Origin of the sequence: Rhodococcus sp. ENV425, from assembly GCF_002887785.1 — a bacterium.
Lineage (GTDB): Bacteria > Actinomycetota > Actinomycetes > Mycobacteriales > Mycobacteriaceae > Rhodococcus > Rhodococcus aetherivorans.
The window spans coordinates 19,626-37,130 of record NZ_PCZU01000267.1 but is presented as its reverse complement, the minus strand read 5'-3'; the positions used below and the strand labels follow the sequence as shown (position 1 = coordinate 37,130).

The 17,505-nt window shown below is 72.1% G+C and carries 16 protein-coding genes; 8 read left to right on the top strand and 8 right to left on the bottom strand.

Going from position 1 to position 17,505, the window contains the following annotated elements:
* A partial coding sequence (locus tag CQZ88_RS24125) for a response regulator transcription factor (RefSeq protein ID WP_258008764.1) occupies positions 1–418 on the bottom strand: 418 nt, incomplete at its 3' end.
* A gap of 40 nt (positions 419–458) precedes the next feature.
* Positions 459–1,676 carry a MacS family sensor histidine kinase gene (gene macS / locus CQZ88_RS24120; protein ID WP_006941518.1) on the bottom strand — a complete coding sequence of 406 codons (1,218 nt, stop codon included), beginning with the start codon at positions 1,674–1,676 and terminating at the stop codon, positions 459–461.
* A 168-nt stretch (positions 1,677–1,844) separates the two neighbouring features.
* On the opposite strand from macS, the gene CQZ88_RS24115 reads away from it, so the two are divergent.
* The 5 genes from CQZ88_RS24115 (at position 1,845) to CQZ88_RS24095 (ending at position 7,190) form a co-directional block, all read left to right on the top strand.
* Entirely contained in the window at positions 1,845–3,317 is a 1,473-nt protein-coding gene (locus CQZ88_RS24115; RefSeq protein WP_006941517.1) for an adenylate/guanylate cyclase domain-containing protein, read from the top strand.
* Positions 3,318–3,387: 70 nt separating this feature from the next.
* The gene (locus CQZ88_RS24110) at positions 3,388–4,521 is read left to right on the top strand and encodes a TIGR00374 family protein (protein ID WP_006941516.1); all 1,134 of its coding nucleotides are present in this window, start codon (positions 3,388–3,390) and stop codon (positions 4,519–4,521) included.
* A 112-nt stretch (positions 4,522–4,633) separates the two neighbouring features.
* Entirely contained in the window at positions 4,634–5,188 is a 555-nt protein-coding gene (locus CQZ88_RS24105; protein ID WP_006941512.1) for a YceI family protein, read from the top strand.
* A 79-nt stretch (positions 5,189–5,267) separates the two neighbouring features.
* Positions 5,268–5,645, top strand: coding sequence for a DUF3054 domain-containing protein (locus CQZ88_RS24100; protein ID WP_006941502.1), 378 nt, complete (start codon positions 5,268–5,270; stop codon positions 5,643–5,645).
* A 78-nt stretch (positions 5,646–5,723) separates the two neighbouring features.
* Positions 5,724–7,190, top strand: coding sequence for a peptide MFS transporter (locus CQZ88_RS24095; protein ID WP_006941500.1), 1,467 nt, complete (start codon positions 5,724–5,726; stop codon positions 7,188–7,190).
* Positions 7,191–7,197: 7 nt separating this feature from the next.
* Here CQZ88_RS24095 and CQZ88_RS24090 read toward each other — a convergent pair whose 3' ends face one another.
* The 3 genes from CQZ88_RS24090 to CQZ88_RS24080 form a co-directional block, all read right to left on the bottom strand.
* A complete protein-coding gene (locus tag CQZ88_RS24090; RefSeq protein WP_006941495.1) occupies positions 7,198–7,935 on the bottom strand; it encodes a sulfite exporter TauE/SafE family protein in 738 nt (245 codons plus the stop codon).
* A gap of 54 nt (positions 7,936–7,989) precedes the next feature.
* Positions 7,990–9,666, bottom strand: coding sequence for an NTF2-like N-terminal transpeptidase domain-containing protein (locus CQZ88_RS24085; RefSeq protein ID WP_180987077.1), 1,677 nt, complete (start codon positions 9,664–9,666; stop codon positions 7,990–7,992).
* Positions 9,667–9,749: 83 nt separating this feature from the next.
* On the bottom strand, positions 9,750–11,525 hold the full coding sequence (locus CQZ88_RS24080; RefSeq protein ID WP_102800424.1) for a penicillin-binding transpeptidase domain-containing protein: 1,776 nt from the start codon (positions 11,523–11,525) through the stop codon (positions 9,750–9,752).
* 230 nt (positions 11,526–11,755) lie between these two features.
* Here CQZ88_RS24080 and CQZ88_RS24075 point away from each other — a divergent pair, with 230 nt between their 5' ends.
* Together CQZ88_RS24075 and CQZ88_RS24070 are read left to right on the top strand one after the other, a co-directional pair.
* Positions 11,756–13,303 (top strand): ABC-F family ATP-binding cassette domain-containing protein, encoded by a 1,548-nt coding sequence (locus CQZ88_RS24075; RefSeq protein WP_102800423.1) that lies wholly within the window; start codon positions 11,756–11,758, stop codon positions 13,301–13,303.
* Positions 13,300–14,121 (top strand): alpha/beta fold hydrolase, encoded by an 822-nt coding sequence (locus CQZ88_RS24070; RefSeq protein WP_006941491.1) that lies wholly within the window; start codon positions 13,300–13,302, stop codon positions 14,119–14,121. The genes CQZ88_RS24075 and CQZ88_RS24070 overlap by 4 nt, the downstream gene beginning before the upstream one ends.
* Here the strand turns inward: CQZ88_RS24070 and CQZ88_RS24065 are convergent.
* Entirely contained in the window at positions 14,118–14,516 is a 399-nt protein-coding gene (locus CQZ88_RS24065; RefSeq protein WP_006941490.1) for a VOC family protein, read from the bottom strand. The genes CQZ88_RS24070 and CQZ88_RS24065 overlap by 4 nt on opposite strands.
* Positions 14,517–14,707: 191 nt before the next feature.
* Between CQZ88_RS24065 and CQZ88_RS24060 the strand changes: the two genes are divergently transcribed.
* Positions 14,708–15,778, top strand: a complete 1,071-nt coding sequence (locus tag CQZ88_RS24060; RefSeq protein WP_006941489.1) for a class I SAM-dependent methyltransferase — start codon at positions 14,708–14,710, stop codon at positions 15,776–15,778.
* 6 nt (positions 15,779–15,784) lie between these two features.
* Here CQZ88_RS24060 and CQZ88_RS24055 read toward each other — a convergent pair whose 3' ends face one another.
* Both CQZ88_RS24055 and CQZ88_RS24050 read right to left on the bottom strand, forming a co-directional pair.
* Positions 15,785–16,390 (bottom strand): TetR/AcrR family transcriptional regulator, encoded by a 606-nt coding sequence (locus CQZ88_RS24055; protein WP_043802700.1) that lies wholly within the window; start codon positions 16,388–16,390, stop codon positions 15,785–15,787.
* Positions 16,391–16,495: 105 nt separating this feature from the next.
* Positions 16,496–17,473: an alpha/beta hydrolase gene (locus CQZ88_RS24050; RefSeq protein ID WP_102800422.1), complete on the bottom strand. Its 978-nt coding sequence runs from the start codon at positions 17,471–17,473 to the stop codon at positions 16,496–16,498.
* Positions 17,474–17,505 lie beyond the last annotated feature (32 nt).

The window sequence follows — 17,505 nt, the reverse complement described above, 5'->3', positions numbered from 1 at the left end:
CGGCGGCCGACGACATGCGGCGGTACTCCCCGAGGACCAGCCCGGCGAGTCCGGGCGTGAACACCGCCTGCCCGGCGGCGGTCGCCCGCACGGCCTCGACCAGCTCCGCGGCCGACGCGCTCTTGACCAGGTATCCGGACGCGCCGACCTTCACCGCACCGAGGACGTCGTCGCGTTCGGAGGAAGCGGACAGCACCAGCACGCGGCTGGCCGGGGAGACCCGGAGCACGGCGACGGTGGCCTCGGTGCCGGTGCCGTCGGGCAGCGACATGTCCATCAGCACGACGGTCGGCTGCACCGCCGCGGCCCGGCGCGCGGCCGCACCGACCCCGTCGGCGGTGGCGACGACGCGGAAGCCGGCCGCGTCGAGGTCCCGCGAGACGCCGTCGCGCCACATCGGATGGTCGTCGACGATCATCACCGTGATCGGCCCGTCACCGTTCGCCGCGTTGCTGCCCTCACGCACCTCGTGCTCCTCTCCTCGGCACCCGGATCTCCCATTCGGTGCCCTGGCCGGGCGAGCTGTCGAGCACGGCGGCGCCACCGAGCCACTGCGCGCGGCCGACGATCGACTTCGACACGCCCATCCGCCCCTCGGCGCGGGCCTCGGCGAGACGGCCGTCCGCAATGCCCACCCCGTCGTCGCGGATGCTGAGGATCACCTCGTCGCCGAGGTCCTCGACCAGCACGTACGCCTTCGCCCCTGCGCCCGCGTGCAGCGTCGTGTTGGTCAGGGCCGTCGCGGCGATCGCCGCCAGTTCCGCGGCGCGGACGCGGTCGAGCAGGACCGGGTCGGCGGGCGCGGAGACGGTGACGCCGGCACCGGCCTGCGCCCGCAGCAGCGCCCGCAGGTCCACGAGCTCCTCGCCCCGGTCGAGCTGGGTGCCCTGCTCGGAGACGAGCATCCGCAGCGCCGCCTCCTGTTCCCCGGCGAGGCGGGCGAGTTCGGCGGCCTCGCCCCCGAGCGCGGTGCCGCGGCGCCGCACCAGGGCCAGCACCTGCAGCACCCCGTCGTGCACCTCCCGGGCGAGCCGGTCGCGTTCCTCGGTGGCGGCCGCCACACGCACGGCCTGTTCGAGCTGCCGGTGGGCGCGCCGGGCGGTGGTGGTGGCGAATCCCATCGCGACGCCGACCGCGACGAGCACGGGGGCGGTCGCGTCGCGCCACAGGTCGAGGTTGACCTGGTCGCGGACGACGGCGCTGACCGTCGCCATCGCCAGCGCCGACGCGACTCCCGCGGCGGGACCGCCCAGGATCGCGGCCGACAGCACGGCGTTGGCGACCCACAGGGTGGTGGGCAGCGTCTGGTGGGCGCTGTACCAGTCGTGGCCGGCGACGAGCCGCGTCGCGCCCATGAGCGCGACCGCGACGACCTGGTCGATCCCGACCACCACGGCGCGCTGCCCGACCCCCTGCGCCAGCAGCACCGCCGACACGCCGGACCACACCGCCAGCAGGGCGACGAAGAACCAGCTGAGCCGCGGCGACGTGTAGTGGGCGACGGTGGAGAACTGGGAGCTGACGGCGTAGACGACGGTGACGAGCCGGAACACCTGCGCGGCCCGCCACAGCGGCGCATCGGGGTCGGCGCCGACCTGGCGCCGGGCGGGCGGGGACGGTTCGGCGGGCACGGCGGCGCGGCGCGACAGCCTGCCGTCGGCTCGGCGCCGGACCATGTGGATGCTCCCTTTCCCGGTCGGTGATCGCGCTGAGAGTAGCCGCCCGAAACGCCCGGATCACGACCATGGCGCGTTGTGACGGTGGGCACAGTGGTTTGATTTGATGTCGTGTTGGGGTCCTATCGAGCCGTCGCGGCGACGTTGCGCAGTCGTTGGCCGCTCTATATGGCCTCGATGGGCGCCTCGAACCTGTTCGGCGCGCTGCTGGTGTTCGCGTTCGTCCGTTACGGCATCCCGCTGTCCGAGAACGAGAACATCATCGCGGACCGGGTCCGCAACTTCGCGGTGTTCGCGGTGTATCTGGTGTTCGCGGGGATCGTGAGCCTGACGGCCGCGGCCCTGATGCTGCGGTCGGTGGTGCGGTGGCAGCTGCGCGGCGGCCCGCCCACCCGATCCGAGCAGATGTCGGCGCTGCACGCGCCGTTGCGTCAGGCGATCGTGCACCTGATCCTGTGGATCCTCGGCGGCGTGCTGTTCGTGTTCCTCACCGCGGAGGAGATGCCGCAGCTCGCCGTGGCGGTGGCGATCACCGTCGCGATGGCCGCGACGAGCACCTTCGGCTTCACCTACATGCTGGGCGAGCGGATCCTGCGGCCGGTCGCGGCGCGGGCCTTGAGCGAGGGGGAGTTCGACCGGACCCTGGCGCCGGGCGTCGGCACCCGCCTCGCCATGACGTGGGGTCTCGGCACGCTGATGCCGGCCGGCGGCATCGCGCTGCTGTGCGTCACCCAGCTGACCACCGACGTCGAGTTCCCGCCGGACGCGATGGCGTGGGCGGTCCTCGCGCTGTCGATCATGGCGATCGGCCTGGCCGGGGTGCTGTCGTCGCTCACCGCCGCCCAGCTCTCCGATCCGGTCAAGCAGCTGCGCTGGGCCATCGAACGGGTCCAGCGCGGCGCGACGGACGTGCAGGTCGAGGTGTTCGACGGCAGCGAGATCGGGCGCCTGCAGGTCGGCTTCAACCGGATGATGGCCGAGTCCGACGAGCGGCGGCGGCTGCGGCAGCTGTTCGGTCAGCACGTCGGCGAGGACGTGGCGCGCCGCGCCCTCCAGTACGGCACCGAGCTCGGCGGGGAGACCCGCTACGTCGCGGTGCTGTTCGTGGACATGGTGGGCTCGACGGCGACGGCGGCCGAACGCCCGCCCGGCGAGGTCGTCGAGCTGCTCAACGAGTTCTTCCGGGTGGTGGTGGACGTCGTGGACCGGCACCACGGTTTCGTCAACAAGTTCATGGGCGACGCGGCGCTGGCCATCTTCGGTGCTCCGCTGGACCGTCCCGACGCGCCCACCGCCGCGCTCGCGGCGGCCCGGGAACTGCGGTTCGCGCTGGACGAGATCACCGATCTCGACATCGGCATCGGGGTCTCGGCGGGGCTGGCGGTGGCCGGCAACATCGGCGCGGCCGAGCGGTTCGAGTACACCGTCATCGGCGATCCGGTGAACGAGGCGTCGCGGCTGACCGAGCTGGCGAAGCTGCGTCCGAGCCGGGTGCTCGCGTCGTCGAGCGCGCTGTACTTCGCCGACGACGAGGAACGCGCCCACTGGGAACTCGGCGACGAGGTGCAGCTGCGCGGCCGGCGCCGGGTGACGCATCTCGCCTGGCCGGTGCGGTATCCGGATTCGGGCCACGACGAGTGACGGACGGCCGGGGCCCCCGGCGACGAAAAGGACGATCCGCCCTCCGGCCGGCTTGGCTACGCTGAATCCTGTGGCGCAGCCCCGACGTGACCCGCCCGCACCCGACGCCGCGCGGCGCCGGGGCCGCTTCGGGTGGGTGAAGTGGCTGCTCGCCGTCGCCCTCGTGGCCCTGCTGGTGGTCGAGGGCATCTACCTGTGGCCGACGCTCAGCGACTCCTGGCGCGCCCTGACCGAGTTGCACTGGGGCTGGCTCGCCGCGTGCATCGTCGCGCAGGCCCTGTCGCTGAGCGGCTTCGCGGAGGTGCAGCGGCGGCTGCTGCGGGCCGGTGAGGTCGTCGTCGGGCACCTGCGCTCGGCGTCGGTGATCTATGCGAGCACGGCGATGGCGGTGACGTTGCCGGCCGGTCCGGTGTTCTCCACCGCGTTCACCTACCAGCAGACCCGGCGCTGGGGTGCGACGCCGGTGGTGGCGTCGTGGCAGCTGGCGGTCTCGGGGGTGATCGCGGCGGTGACGCTCGCGGCGGTCGGCGTGGGCGGGGCGTTCGCGGTGGGCACACGGGTGAGCCCGGTGACGCTGGTCCTGTCGGTCGCCGGCGTGATCGCGCTGGTCGTCGCCGTCCGGTACGTCTCCCGGCATCCGTCGTCCGTCGAGTCGGCCGGGGAATGGGTCCTCGCCCGCGTCAACCGCCTGCTGCGCAAGCCGGCGGACACCGGGATGGAGAAGTTCGAGCAGATCCTCGGGCAGATCGAGGCGGTGCACCTGGGTCGCCGCGACGGGCTCGCGACGATCTGCTGGTCGGCCGTGCACCGGGTCTTCGACGTCGCGTGCCTGGGGTTCGCGTGCTGGGCGGTGGGCGGTGAGCCGTCGCTGCCGGGCCTGCTGATCGCATTCGCGGCGGCCAAGGCGGTGGGGAGCATCCCCCTGGCGCCGGGCGGGCTGGGGTTCGTCGACGGCACGCTGATCGCGACCCTCACCGCGGCGGGGATGAGCGCCTCGCAGGCCCTGGCAGCCGTGTTCGTGTACCGGGGCGTCAGCTTCATCCTGGTCGCGCTGGTCGGCTGGACGGTGGTGGCCGCCAAGTTCCGGTCGAGCCAGCACGACGAGCACATCGACGCCGATCTCGAACGCGAGGAACACGCCCGTTCGGTGCTCGAGCGACGGCGCGGACGGGCCGCGAGCGAGGGCACCGCCCTGCCGGAGTGACGAAGTGTGTTCCACCTCACATCCGAAGTAGTTGCGGAATCAATCATTCGATGCGATCGTTGAGTACATCGAAGGTTGAAACTTCAACCAAAACTCGACTCGGAGGAATCCCATGACGACCGCTACCACCACCTTCCCCGGACTCACCGCCGGCACCTGGGCCATCGACTCGGTCCACTCCACCGTGGGCTTCACCGTCCGCCACCTCGTCGTGAGCAAGGTGCGCGGCACGTTCAACGACTTCTCCGGCGCGATCACCGTCGCCGAGGACGGCACCCCCGCCGTCGCCGCCGAGATCCAGGTCACGTCCATCGACACCAAGAACGCCGACCGCGACGCCCACATCCGCTCCGCCGACTTCTTCGACGCCGAGCAGTTCCCCACCGCGACGTTCAAGTCCACCGGCGTGCGCGCCGCCGGCAGCGACTACGTCGTCGACGGTGAGTTCACCCTGCACGGCGTCACCAAGCCGGTCGAGCTGAAGCTGGAGTTCAACGGCGTGAACCCGGGCATGGGCCAGGGCCCGGTCGCGGGCTTCGAGGCCACCACCGTCCTCAACCGCAAGGACTTCGGCATCTCGATCGACATGCCGCTCGAGGGCGGCGGCGCCGTCGTCGGCGACAAGATCACCATCAACCTCGAGATCGAGGCCGGTCTGCAGGCCTGATCCGCCGCACCCGCACGACACGCGAGCGCTCTCCGTCCCGGAGGGCGCTCGCTTTCGTCGGCGACCTACGCTGGACGACGTGAAGAAGTACGCACCGGCCCTGCTCGACGTCGTCCTGGTCATCGTGTTCGCCGCCCTCGGGCGCGCAAGTCACGACGAGGGGCTGACGCTGGCGGGACTGGCGAACACCGCGTGGCCGTTCCTCGGCGGCCTCACCGTCGGATGGCTCGCGACGGCGGCCCTCTACAAGGAGAAGTTCGATCCGTGGCTGGTCGTGCCGACCGGCGTGATCGCATGGGTGTCCACCGTGGTCGTCGGGATGCTGCTGCGCGTGATCACGGGCCAGGGCACAGCCGGTTCGTTCATCGTCGTCGCGTCCATCGTGCTGGGCGTGTTCCTGCTCGGCTGGCGCCTGCTCGCCGGGCTGTGGCTGCGGCGCCGCGTCGACGCCGCCTGACCCCGGCCGCGCGGAGGTGACCCTCCGCACCGCCGAAAGCCGCGCGCCGGAGGTGGCCGCGGTGCCAGAGTGACAGCCATGAGCGAGACCGCCGCGCCCCCCGATCGGACGAAGGAACGCACCTTCTTCGGCCAGCCCTTCGCGCTGGCCAACCTGTTCGGTGTCGAGATGTGGGAGAGGTTCTCCTTCTACGGCATGCAGGGCATCCTGATCTATTACCTGTACTACTCGGCGGCCGACGGCGGACTGGGGATCAGCGAGCTCGCCGCCACGTCGATCGTCGGGGCGTACGGCGGCACGGTCTACCTGTCGACCATCCTCGGCGCGTGGATCGCCGACCGGCTGCTCGGCTCCGAGCGCACGCTGTTCTACAGCGCGATCCTCATCATGCTCGGCCACATCTCCCTGGCGCTGCTCCCCGGCCTCGGCGGCGTGGCGGTGGGCCTGGTGTTCGTCGCCGTCGGCAGCGGTGGCCTCAAGGCCAACGCCACCTCCCTGGTCGGGGATCTCTACGACGAGCAGGACACCCGGCGCGACGCCGGGTTCTCGATCTTCTACATGGGGATCAACCTGGGCGCACTGATCGGCCCGCTCCTCACCGGCTGGGCGCAGACCGAGCTGGGCTTCCACTACGGCTTCGGCCTGGCCGCCATCGGCATGGCACTCGGCCTGATCCAGTACACCCTCGGCCGCAAGCACCTGCGCGGGATCGGCGCCACGCCGCCGCACCCGCTGCCCGCCGACCGGCGCACCAGGGCCGCCGGCGTCGCCGTCCTGGCCGTCGCGCTGATCGCGGCGCTGTTCGGCACCGGGCTGGTCACCGTCGACAACCTGTCGGACGTCGTGGTCGCAGCGACCGTCGCCGCGTCCGTCGTCTACTTCGTCGTGATCCTGTCCAGCCGGCAGATCACCGCCGTCGAACGCAGCCGGGTGATCAGCTTCGTCCCCATGTTCCTGGCCAGCGCGGCATTCTGGTCGCTGTTCCAGCAGCAGTTCACCACCGTCGCGGTGTACGCCGACAAGAGGCTCGACCGCAACCTGTTCGGCTGGGACTTCCCGCCGGCGTGGGTGCAGTCGATCAACCCGGTGTTCATCATCGTGTTCGCGGGCGTGTTCGCCGCCGTGTGGACCCGGCTCGGCCCGCGGCAGCCGTCGTCGCCGGTGAAGTTCGCGATGGGCACCGTGATCATGGGCATCGCGTTCCTGTGCTTCATCCCGATGTCCGGCGGCGGCCCCAACAGCGCCCCCCTGCTCGGCCTCGCGGGCATCCTCCTGCTGTTCACGTTCGCGGAGCTGCTGCTCTCCCCCGTGGGCCTGTCGCTGGCGACGAAACTGGCCCCGCGCAACTTCCACACCCAGATGGTGGCGCTGTTCTTCCTGTCGGTGGCGCTCGGCACGGCCATGGCCGGCACCCTCGCCAAGTACTACGACGAGGCGAACGAGAAGCCGTACTTCGCCTGGGTCGGCCTCGGCTCGATCGCGATCGGCGTCGTGCTGGCGCTGCTGTCACCGTGGATCCGGCGGATGATGCGCGGAGTGCACTGACCGGTTCTCACCGCACCGCCAGCCACACCGCGAGCCCGAGGCCGGCGAGCGCGACCGTCACCCGCAGCACCTCGGGCGGGATGCGCCGGACGACGGGCGGCCCGCACCAGCCGCCCGCGACGGCGCCGAGCGCCATCGCGGCGGCCGCACCCCAGTGCACGGGGCCGAACACGGCGAAGCCGATCGCAGCGACGAGGTTGGCGACCCCCAGCAGGTAGCTCTTGAGGATGGTGGCGCGCCAGATGTGCTCGGAGGTGCAGATCAGGGTGAGTGCGAGGAAGACGACACCCGCACCCGCCCCGAAGTAGCCGCCGTACACCGCCACGACGAACAGCAGCGCCGAGTACGTCCGGGGCAGGTCCCGGCTCCCGGACAGGGCGCGGATCCGGGGTTGGGCCAGCAGCGCGAGGGAGGCGAACGCGACCATGTAGGGCACGACCGTCTCGAAGGACCCCGCGGGCGCCCACATCAGGACGACGGCACCGACGAGGCCGCCGAGCGCCGAGTACAGGGTCCATCGCCACAGCCGCGGGCCGGTGTCGACGACCTCGCGGGTCGAGTTGGCGAGCGCCCCGACGCCGACCCCCACCATCGCGACGGTGTTGGTGACGTTGGCGGCGACGGGCGGCAGCCCCGCGGCGAGCAGCGCGGGGTACGAGACGATGGACGCGAGGCCGGTGACGAACCCGATGAGCCCGGCGAAGAACCCCGCGACCGCGAGCAGCAGCAGGTCGACAGGGGTCACGACCGACAAACGTACCGGGGTCCGCTTCGGCCGGTCCGCCGAGGGCGGCAGCGGTCAGCGGTCGGCGGGCGGCTTGCCCAGCTCCCGCAGGAACATGTCGGCCATCTTCACCGCGCGGTCGCCGCCGTCGGCGTTGGCGACGAACACCGCGAACGCCAGGTCGCCGGTGTACCCGTAGAACCAGCGGTCGTCACCGCTCGCGGCCGCGATGCCGGACAGACCGGGGTGCCCCTTCAGGAACGACGCCGGGCCGCTGCGCACGTTCTCGGCCATCGCGGCGCGCAGCGCGTCGGTCACGTGCGGCGGCAGCGGTTCGGCGGCCTCCCCCACCTTCGCGGGCTTGCCCTGCACGATCGCGGGCAACGGCGCCTCCCCCCGCGCGACGGACGCGGCGAGCAGCGCGGCACCGAACGGACTGAGGAGCGCCTCCCCGCCGCCGTCCGAGCCGGAGAACTGCACCACACCGGACCGGTCCTCCCCGATCTGCGCGGTCTCGAAGTCGAAGCCGGGGACGTCGTAGTCCAGGCCGAGCCCGAGCCGGCGGGCGGTGTCGGCCAGATCGTCGGTGCTCACCGAGGCCGGGTCGACGCCCCGGTCCAGGCCCGCGGCCAGCCGCACCGGATCCAGCGTCTGCCCGGCCGGATACAGCCCGCGGGAGGCGACGGGTCCGAGTTCCATCGCCCAGTTGTTCACGTCCAGGGCCAGGACGCCGCCGGTGGACGGCTGGATCGCCACGATCGCCGCCGGGGTGCCCACGCTGACCACCGCTTCCTTGGCGGCGAGCTGGACGTGCGCGTCGAGGGTCGCCTGCAGGTCCGGCGGCGGCGGGCCCTGGAAGCCGGCGACCTGCACCGGGTCGGCGCCGGGCTCCTCGAGGGTGACGGCCCACCCGGCGGTGGCGTCACGCTCGAGCTGCCAGGCCGCGCGCAGCGGGTCCAGCAGCGGCGTGGAGATCCGCCGGTCCGCGCTGATCAGCGTCGGGGTCTTGACGACCACCACGCCGGGGATCGGGACGATCTCGTCCTCGAGGAACTGGTAGTCCTGGTCGCGCAGCTTCACCGCGGTGATGCGCGCCCCGGGGTCCGCCGCGAGGTTGCGCTGCAGCAGGTCGGCGGTGATGACCGGCGCGACGGGTTCGAGCACCTTCGCCAGCCGCGTCGTGGTGTCGACCGGGTCGGGCATGAGGGCGGGATCGACGACGACGGCGTTGATGGTCTGCTCGGCCATGAGCAACTGACCGGTGCGGTCGAAGATCTTCGGCGGCGCGGCGTCGGTGCGCACGTGGTGCACGGTGCGGGTCCGGTTCAGCTCGGGCACCAGCACCTGCGGGTCCCAGGAGATCCGCCAGCCGACGGCGAGGTTCTTCGCCACGCCGTCCACCTGGTATCCCCAGTCCTTGCCGGGTCCGAAGTTCCAGTCGGCGCCGAGGGTGAAGAACCCCGTCTGCTCGTTGAGTTCGACGAACTGGGCGACGTCGTAGTCGACGCTGCCGTCCTTCATGCCCTCGAACATCTGCCGGATCGACGCCTCGGCGGCGTTCGGGTACGACGTGAGCGCGGCAGCGCCGGCGGCGTCGCCCTCGTTCAGTTCCGCGACGAAGTCGTCGACGAGTCGCTGCGCATCGCTCCGGGGTTCACCGAACACGCACGACGCCATGCCGGCCGCGAGAACCACGACGGAGACCAGGGCTGTCACGCGGCCGCGCCCCCTGCGCCAGTCCCGAAAACCCATAACGACCAACCTTCACTTCTGTCACTTCAGTAACAAGCACGCCCTGCCTACGATGCGATCACGATTGCGCCACAAGCCGCGCATCACCCCCTCAGCAGGCGTCCCGCCACGTCCACTGCCGGCGCCGAACTGCCCGCTCCCGCAACGAAAACCGCGAACGCGAGGTCTCCCTGCGAGCCGACGAACCAACCGTGGGCACCGGTGCCATCACCGTACTCTGCCGTCCCCGTCTTACCGACGAGTTCGGGTAGGTCCCGCAGCGTGCTCGCGGTTCCACCCGTCACAGTCTCCCGCATCATCGTCCGCAACGCGGCAGTGACCTCCGCCGGCGCGGCACCAGGGGTGCGATCGGCCACCGTGGGCCGGCCCTCGACGAGCACCGGCAGCGGCGTCGAGCCGTGCGCGATGGACGCCGCCACGAGTGCCATACCGAACGGTGACGCCGTCACCCGGCCCTGGCCGATCGCGGACTCGACGCGCTCCGCCGGGGTCTGCGCCTCGGGCACGCTGCCGGTGACCGTGACCAGTCCGGGCGTGACGTAGTCGACCCCGAGCCCGAACTGCAGGGCCGCGTCGGTGAGCGCGGTCGCCGGCAATCCCACCGCGAGCCGGCCCATCGTGGTGTTGCACGAGAAGGCGAAGGCCGTGTGCAACGGGACCGGTCCGAGGTCGAAGCTGTCGTCGTTGGGGATGACCCGACCCTCGATGTTCGCCGTCCCGGGGCACGGCACCACCGTGTCGGGGGTCACGGCCCCGGCCTGCAGGGCGGCCGAGGTGGTGACGGTCTTGAAGGTCGAACCGGGCGGATACAGCCCCGTCAGCGCGATCGGTCCCTCGGCGTCGGCGGCGGCGTTCTGGGCCACCGCGCGTACCGCCCCGGTGGACGGTTCGATCGCGACGATCACCGCCGGCTGCGGCAGCGGCGCCAGCACCGCCTCGGCGCGGGTCTGCAGACCCAGGTCGAGCGTCGACTGCAGGTCCGGCGCCGGCGGACCGTCGGCACCGGCGACGCGGCGGGCGCTGCCGTCTTCGGACACCGTCTGCACGGCCCAGCCGGCGGACGCGTCCTGGCCCTGCTGCCACAGCTCCCCGAGCCCGGAGAGGACCGGGGACGCGAGCGCGCGGTCGACCGTCAGCAGCCGGGTCTGCCGGACGAGGGTCACGCCCGGCAGCGCGGCGAGCTGCGCCTCGATCGGCGCGATGTCCGCGTCGCGGAGGGCCACCGCGGTCACGGGCTTGCCCGCCGCCGCGGCGACGTCGGCGGCGAGCGACTCGGCGGTGACGGTGGGCGCGGCGGTCGCGAGCAGCGGCGCGACGGCCGCCGGGTCGGCGGTGGCATCGACGTTCACCAGCGTCACGACCTGCTGTTCGAGGATCGGCCGCCCGCCACGGTCGAGCACGGACGGCGGCGGGCCGACGGTCGTCGTGTAGCTCAGCGTGGTGCCGGCGGTCAGGCCCGGCGCCAGCACCGCCGGGTCCCACTCGATGCGCCAGCCCTCCGCGTCGACGTCCAGGGCACTGCCGGACGTGCGGTACGACCAGTCCCGGCCCTCGGCGAAGTGCCACGCGACGTCGAGTTCGAAGGTGCCGCCGTCGCCCGTGCCGGCGAGCTCGAGGTCGGGCCGGACCCCGCCGAGCCCCTCGAACACGCCGTCGATCGTGGCGGCCGCCGCCGCGGGATCGGTGGTGAGCTCCGCCGCGGCCCGCACGTCACCGGCCTCGAGCGCCGCGGCGAACTCCCCCACGACCGTCTCGGGCTGGTCGGGCCCGAAGGAACACCCGGCGGCCGCCAGCGCGGCGGCGACGGTCAACAGGAGCGGAACCGGTCGGCGTCGGAGGAGTGGCACAGCAACGATCATGCCCGAAGCCGGACGGTGCCGTCGTTCACCACCGCCCGCACGTTGCGTACATGCTGCCTGTAGTGACGCGGCCCCCAATTCGGGAAAATCGATTGCCGGCCCCACGGACGCTGTTCTACCGTCGGTTCCTGTCACATTCCCGTCGATCGGAGAAGGCCGTTGCTCCTGTAGAGGTTTCGCCCGCCGCGCCGCACCTGCGCGCGGTACCGTCACCTACTCCGGGAGCAGCCATGTCACACCCTTCCCCGTCCTCGGGCCTTTCCCTGTCGGACCTGACCTTCGCCTGGCCGGACGGCACCGCCGTGTTCGACGGTCTCGACACCACCCTCCCCGCCGGGCGCACCGGACTCGTCGGACGCAACGGGTCCGGCAAATCAACTCTGCTGCAGATCATGTCGGGTGAGTTTCAACCGACCCGGGGCTCCGTCACGGTGCACGGCCGGGTCTCGCGGCTGCCGCAGGACGTCATCCTCGATCCACACCGCGCCGTCGACGCCGTCCTCGGCATCGACACCGTGCGCGCGGCGCTGCGGCGCATCGAGGCCGGCTCGACCGCCGTCGAGGACTTCGACGCCGTCGGCGAGCGATGGGACATCGAGGAGCGCGCCCTGGCCACCCTGCACCGTCTCGGTCTCGACCGAATCGTCGCCTCCCCCAGCGACTTCGATCGCACCGTCGGCACCCTCTCCGGCGGCGAGACCGTCCTGCTGGCGCTCACGGCACGCCTGCTCGACGAGCCGGACGTCCTGCTGCTCGACGAGCCGACGAACAACCTGGACTCGGCGGCCCGCGCGCGGCTGTACGACGTGCTGCGCGAGTTCGCCGGCACGCTCGTCGTCGCCACCCACGACCGCGACCTGCTCGAGCGGGTCGACACCGTCGCGGAGATGCGCGACGGGCGGCTGCGGCTGTTCGGCGGCAACTACAGCGAGTACGAACGCATCGTCGCGGCCGAGCAGGAGGCGGCACTGGCCGCGGTGCGCGACGCCCGGGCGGACGTGCGCCGGCAGGCACGCGAGCTGAGCGACTCGCACATCAAGCTCGCCCGACGAGAGCGATACGGCCGCAAGATGTTCGAGAACAAGCGGGAACCGAAGATCGTGATGGGGGCCCGCAAGCGGCAGGCCCAGGAGTCGGCGGGCCGGCTCCGCCGCGAACACGAGGGCAAGCTCGCCGGCGCGCGCGAGAACCTCGAGCGCGCCCAGGGCACCGTGCGCGACGACCGGGAGATCCGGGTGGACCTGCCCGAGACGGAGGTGCATCCCGGTGCGCGCGTCGCCGAGGGGCCGCTCGAGATCGTCGGCCCGGAGCGGATCGCGCTGCGCGGACCCAACGGCTCGGGCAAGACGACGCTGCTGCGCGACATCGTCGCGGCCGGTCCCCGGGTGCCGTTCGCGGTGCTGCCGCAGCGGCTGGACGTCTTCGACGAGTCGCTGTCGGTGGCGGACAACGTCGCGCTGCGGGCCCCTCATGCGTCGCCGCAGCAGGTCCGGGCACTGCTCGCCCGGTTCCTGTTCCGCGGCGCCGACGCGGACATGCCGGCGGCTGCCCTCTCGGGCGGCGAGCGACTGCGGGCGGCGCTGGCGACTCTGCTCGCGGCGGACCCGGCTCCGCGGCTGCTGCTCCTCGACGAACCGACCAACAACCTGGACCTGCCCAGCCTGACGCATCTGGTGCAGGCACTGCGCGCGTACCGGGGCGCCTTCGTGGTGGTCAGCCACGACGAGCGGTTCCTGGCCGACATCGGGGTGACCCGGTCGGTCAGACTGGAGCGGTGAGCCACGCGATCAACCCCGTCGACGGAACCCGCATCGCCTTCACGGTGATCGAATCGGACGCAGGCGCCGGCAGCCCGTCGCTGCTGCTCGCGCACGGCAGTGCTCTGTCGTCGGCCATCTGGCGGGGATTCGGATACGTGCGCCCCCTGCGCGAGCGGTACCGGCTGATCCTGCCCGACCTGCGCGGTCACGGCCGCAGCGACAAGCCGCACGTCCCCGACGCATACGCGATGGACCTGATCGTCGGGGACGTGCTGGCGGTCCTCGACGCCGCCGGCACCGAGCGCGTGCACTACCTCGGGTACTCGTTCGGAGCGCGGGTCGGCTTGTCCCTGGCGGTGCGCGACGCCGGCCGGCTGCAGACGCTCACCGTGGGCGGCGGCAGTGCCCGCGCGCAGGCCGGGGCGTTCGATCGCCTGTTCTTCCCGGGATGCGCCGACGTGCTCGGGCACTACGGGATCGACGGGTTCCTCGAGGCGTGGGCGGAACACCTCGGTTCGCCCGTCGATGCCGCGACGCAGGCCGCGTTCCGGGCGAACGACGCCGCCGCCCTGGCCGCGTACATGCGACGGTCGGATCGCGAACCCGGGATCGACGACGCCGACCTCGCCGCCCTGGACGTGCCGACGTTGGCGTTCGTCGGTTCGGAGGACCGCGAACGGATCGACGACACCCGCGAACTGTCGCGGACGATCCCCGGTGCCCTGCTCGCGGTGATCCGGGGATACGACCACGCCACGACGATCGCGGCGGCGCCGGAGGTGCTGTCGGTGGTCGGACCGTTCCTCGCGGCGCACGCCGGCCGATCGTCCGGCTAACTCACCGAGGGCGCCTCGTCCATCCACTGCACGAGCTGGTAGACGATGCCGTTCGGGTCGCGCATCTGGAAGTACCGCTCGCCCCACGGCTCGGTCTCGATCGGCGTGACGATCGGAACCCCCTCCGCCCGCAGTCGTTCGTACTCGTCGTCGATGGCGTCTACGACGAACGCGACGAGCGTCCCCTGCCCGGCGTCGCCGGCGATGCTCGCGGGCTTGAAGGTGCCGAGCCCGGTGCGCAGGAAGACGAGGCTGAAGCCCGCGTCCTCACGGGTGAGCGAGACGAACCCGTCCTCGGCCATCGTCTCGGTGAACCCGAGGTGACGGGTCACGAAGTCGGCCGACGCGGCCACGTCGGGAACGTTGAGGGACAGGGCACTGGCGGTGATCTGCAAGGTGAACTCCTTCCGGTTGCACGACTCCGAACGTCCAGGGCCCCCGTCCGGTTCCCACGCCCCGCTGCGGGGCCGAATGTGACACCGGATCGACGAGGTGTCACATTCGGCCCCCATGGGGGCGTTGTCCGCCGCCCGGAACCGGAGGACTCTCGGAATCACCCCTGTCCCTCTCATCCGGAGGCCCCACCGTGACGCACACCGTTTCCCCCGTCGACACCGTCGCCCAGCGCGTCCTCGACTCGGCGCTCGGCGCCGTCGATCTGATCGCGATCTATCTCGGCGACCGGCTCGGCTGGTACCGCAGCCTCGCCGCCGACGGTCCCGCCACCTCCGACGAGCTCGCGGCGCGGACCGGGACCGACCCGCGCTACGCCCGCGAATGGCTCGAGCAGCAGGCGGTGACCGGCCTGCTCGAGGTCGACGACGGCGATCCGCCGCGCTTCACGCTGCCGCCCGCGGTGGCCGAGGTCCTCACCGACGAGCACAGTCTCAACTACCTCGGACCCCTGGCCCGCATGTTCGCCGGGGTGTCCGCGCAGCTTCCGGCCCTGCTCGACGCCTACCGCACCGGGGGCGGCGTGAGCTGGGCGCAGCTCGGCACCGATGCCCGCGAGGGGCAGGCGGACATGAACCGGCCGTGGTACGAGAAGGCGCTGCCGGGCGCCCTGGCGTCCGTGCCGGACCTCGACGCGCTGCTGCGCCGACCGGATGCCGAGATCGCCGACATCGGCTGTGGCGGTGCGTGGTCCACGATCGCGCTGGCCCGTGCGTACCCGCAGGCCCGGTTGTTCGCCATCGACATCGATCCGGCGACCGTCGCCCTGGCCCGGACGAACGTCGCGGCCTGCCCCGACGTCGCCGACCGGATCACCGTCGTCGAGACCGACGCGGCGAGCCTGCCCGACGAACGCTTCACGGCGGCGTTCGCCTTCGAGTGCGTCCACGACATGCCACGTCCCGTCGAGGTGCTGTCCGCGGTGCGCGGCTCGCTCGCGGCCGACGGGGTCATGGTTGTCATGGACGAGGCCGTCGCCGACCGGTTCACCGCACCCGGCGACGAGGTCGAGCGGTTGATGTACGGGTTCAGCATCTCGTGCTGCCTGCCGGACGGCATGAGCCACCCGCCGAGCGCGGGAACCGGCACGGTGATGCGTGCGGACACCCTGCGCCGGTACGCGCTCGACGCGGGCTTCTCGGACGTGTCGGTGCTGCCGATCGAGGACTTCGGGTTCTGGCGGTTCTACCGTCTGACGCCCTGACCGGCCTCAGCACGACGTCGGCTGGCGCGCCTCCGACAGCAGTGCCGTGACGGTGTGCTTCATCAGTTCGGCGGCCTCGGCCACCGGCAGGTCCAGCACATCGCGCAGCGCCACCCACGACGCCCAGGTGCTCGCCACCGCCACGGAGCGCACCAGCGTGGCCCGGCGCGACGCGTCGAGCGCGGCGAGTTCCGCCGCGAACAGCTCGTCGACCTCGTTGACCACACGTGCGATGTGCCGCAACCTGTTTCGCTGGATCCTCTTGGACTGCGGGGCCCGGATCGCCGACGCGCGCGCGAACGGCGCCATCAGCTCGAGCAGTTCGGCGCGCTGCCGGCAGAACGCGTCGATCCGCTCGTCGAGCGGCAGGTCGACGGGGACCGGGGCGAACGCGGTGTCCTGCCGCCGCAGCAGCTCCGTCCCCGTCTCCTCGAACAGCGTTTCCAGATCGTTGAAGTTCGCCCACAACGCCCGGAGCGAGACCCCGGCCCGTGCGGCGATCTGCGCACCGGTCGGTTTCAGCTCACCGGCCTCGATCAGGGCGATGTGCGCCTCTATCACTGCGTGGCGGGTCCGTTCGGCCCGCGCGACGCGTCCGTCGGTGACGGTCACGTGTCCCTCCTCCCGTGTCGCCGACCGGTTCCTCCCAACCGGTGCGGCGCACTCGATTGTGCCAGGGCCTGTGTCACCGAGGGGGTGGCGCCGCGCGGGGGCGGGTCAGTCGTGGTCGAGGACGGGGGTGCGGGCGGTGGCCCGGACGATCGCGTCGTACAGCGAGCGAGCGGCGCGACGCGTGGCGCCGGCCCCTCGGACGAGGGTGAATCCGTGGAATACGCCCGGCCAGCAGTGCAGTTCGACGCGTACCCCGGCCTGCAGGAGACGCTGGGCGTAGACGAGCCCCTCGTCGCGGAGCGGGTCGAGTTCGTTGACGGTGAGGTAGGTGGGCGGCAGGCCGGTCAGGTCGGCCCGGCGCGCGGGCACGGACTGCTCGGTGGGCTCCTGCCCGCCGAGGTAGTGCCGCCAGCTCTGGGCGGCCTTGCGGTTGTCCCACACGGCGGTGGCGCCACCGCCGCGCATGGAGGCGGTCTCGAGCCGGTCGTCGAGTGCGGGTTCGAGCAGGGCCTGCAGCGCAATGCGCGGGCCGCCCTCGTCCCGGGCCCGCAGCGCGACGGTCGCGGCGAGGGCGCCGCCCGCGGAATCGCCGAGGACGACGACGCGGTCCGGATCGATGTCGAGACATGCTGCGCCGGAAGCGATCCACTCGAGGACCGCGTAACAGTCGTCGGCGGCAGCGGGATAGGGGTGCTGGGGGGCGAGCCGGTAGTCGACGGAGATGACGACGGCACCGGTCGCGCGGGCGACGGCGGCGGCGAAGGCTTCGCTGTGGGCGGCGCTGCCGAGGACGAATCCTCCGCCGTGGATTTCGAGAACGACGGGCCGGCCCGCGGGGTTGCCGTCGGGACACATGTCGGGCGTGTGGATCCGCACGGGCACCTCGGGGCCGCCCGGCGCGCCGGGGACGAGCCACTCCTCGACGGTGACACCGGTGGTGTCGGCGGGGCCGGCGGCCGCAACGATCGAGTCGAGGGTGCGACGGCCTCCGTCCACGTCGGCGAGATCGAGGTCGGGGAGGGTCGTCACCGCGTCGGCCAGTTCGGGATCGACGTCGGTCGAGACTGGCATGATCTCGGTCATGGCGACACGATAGTGGAATGTGCAGCGTAGGT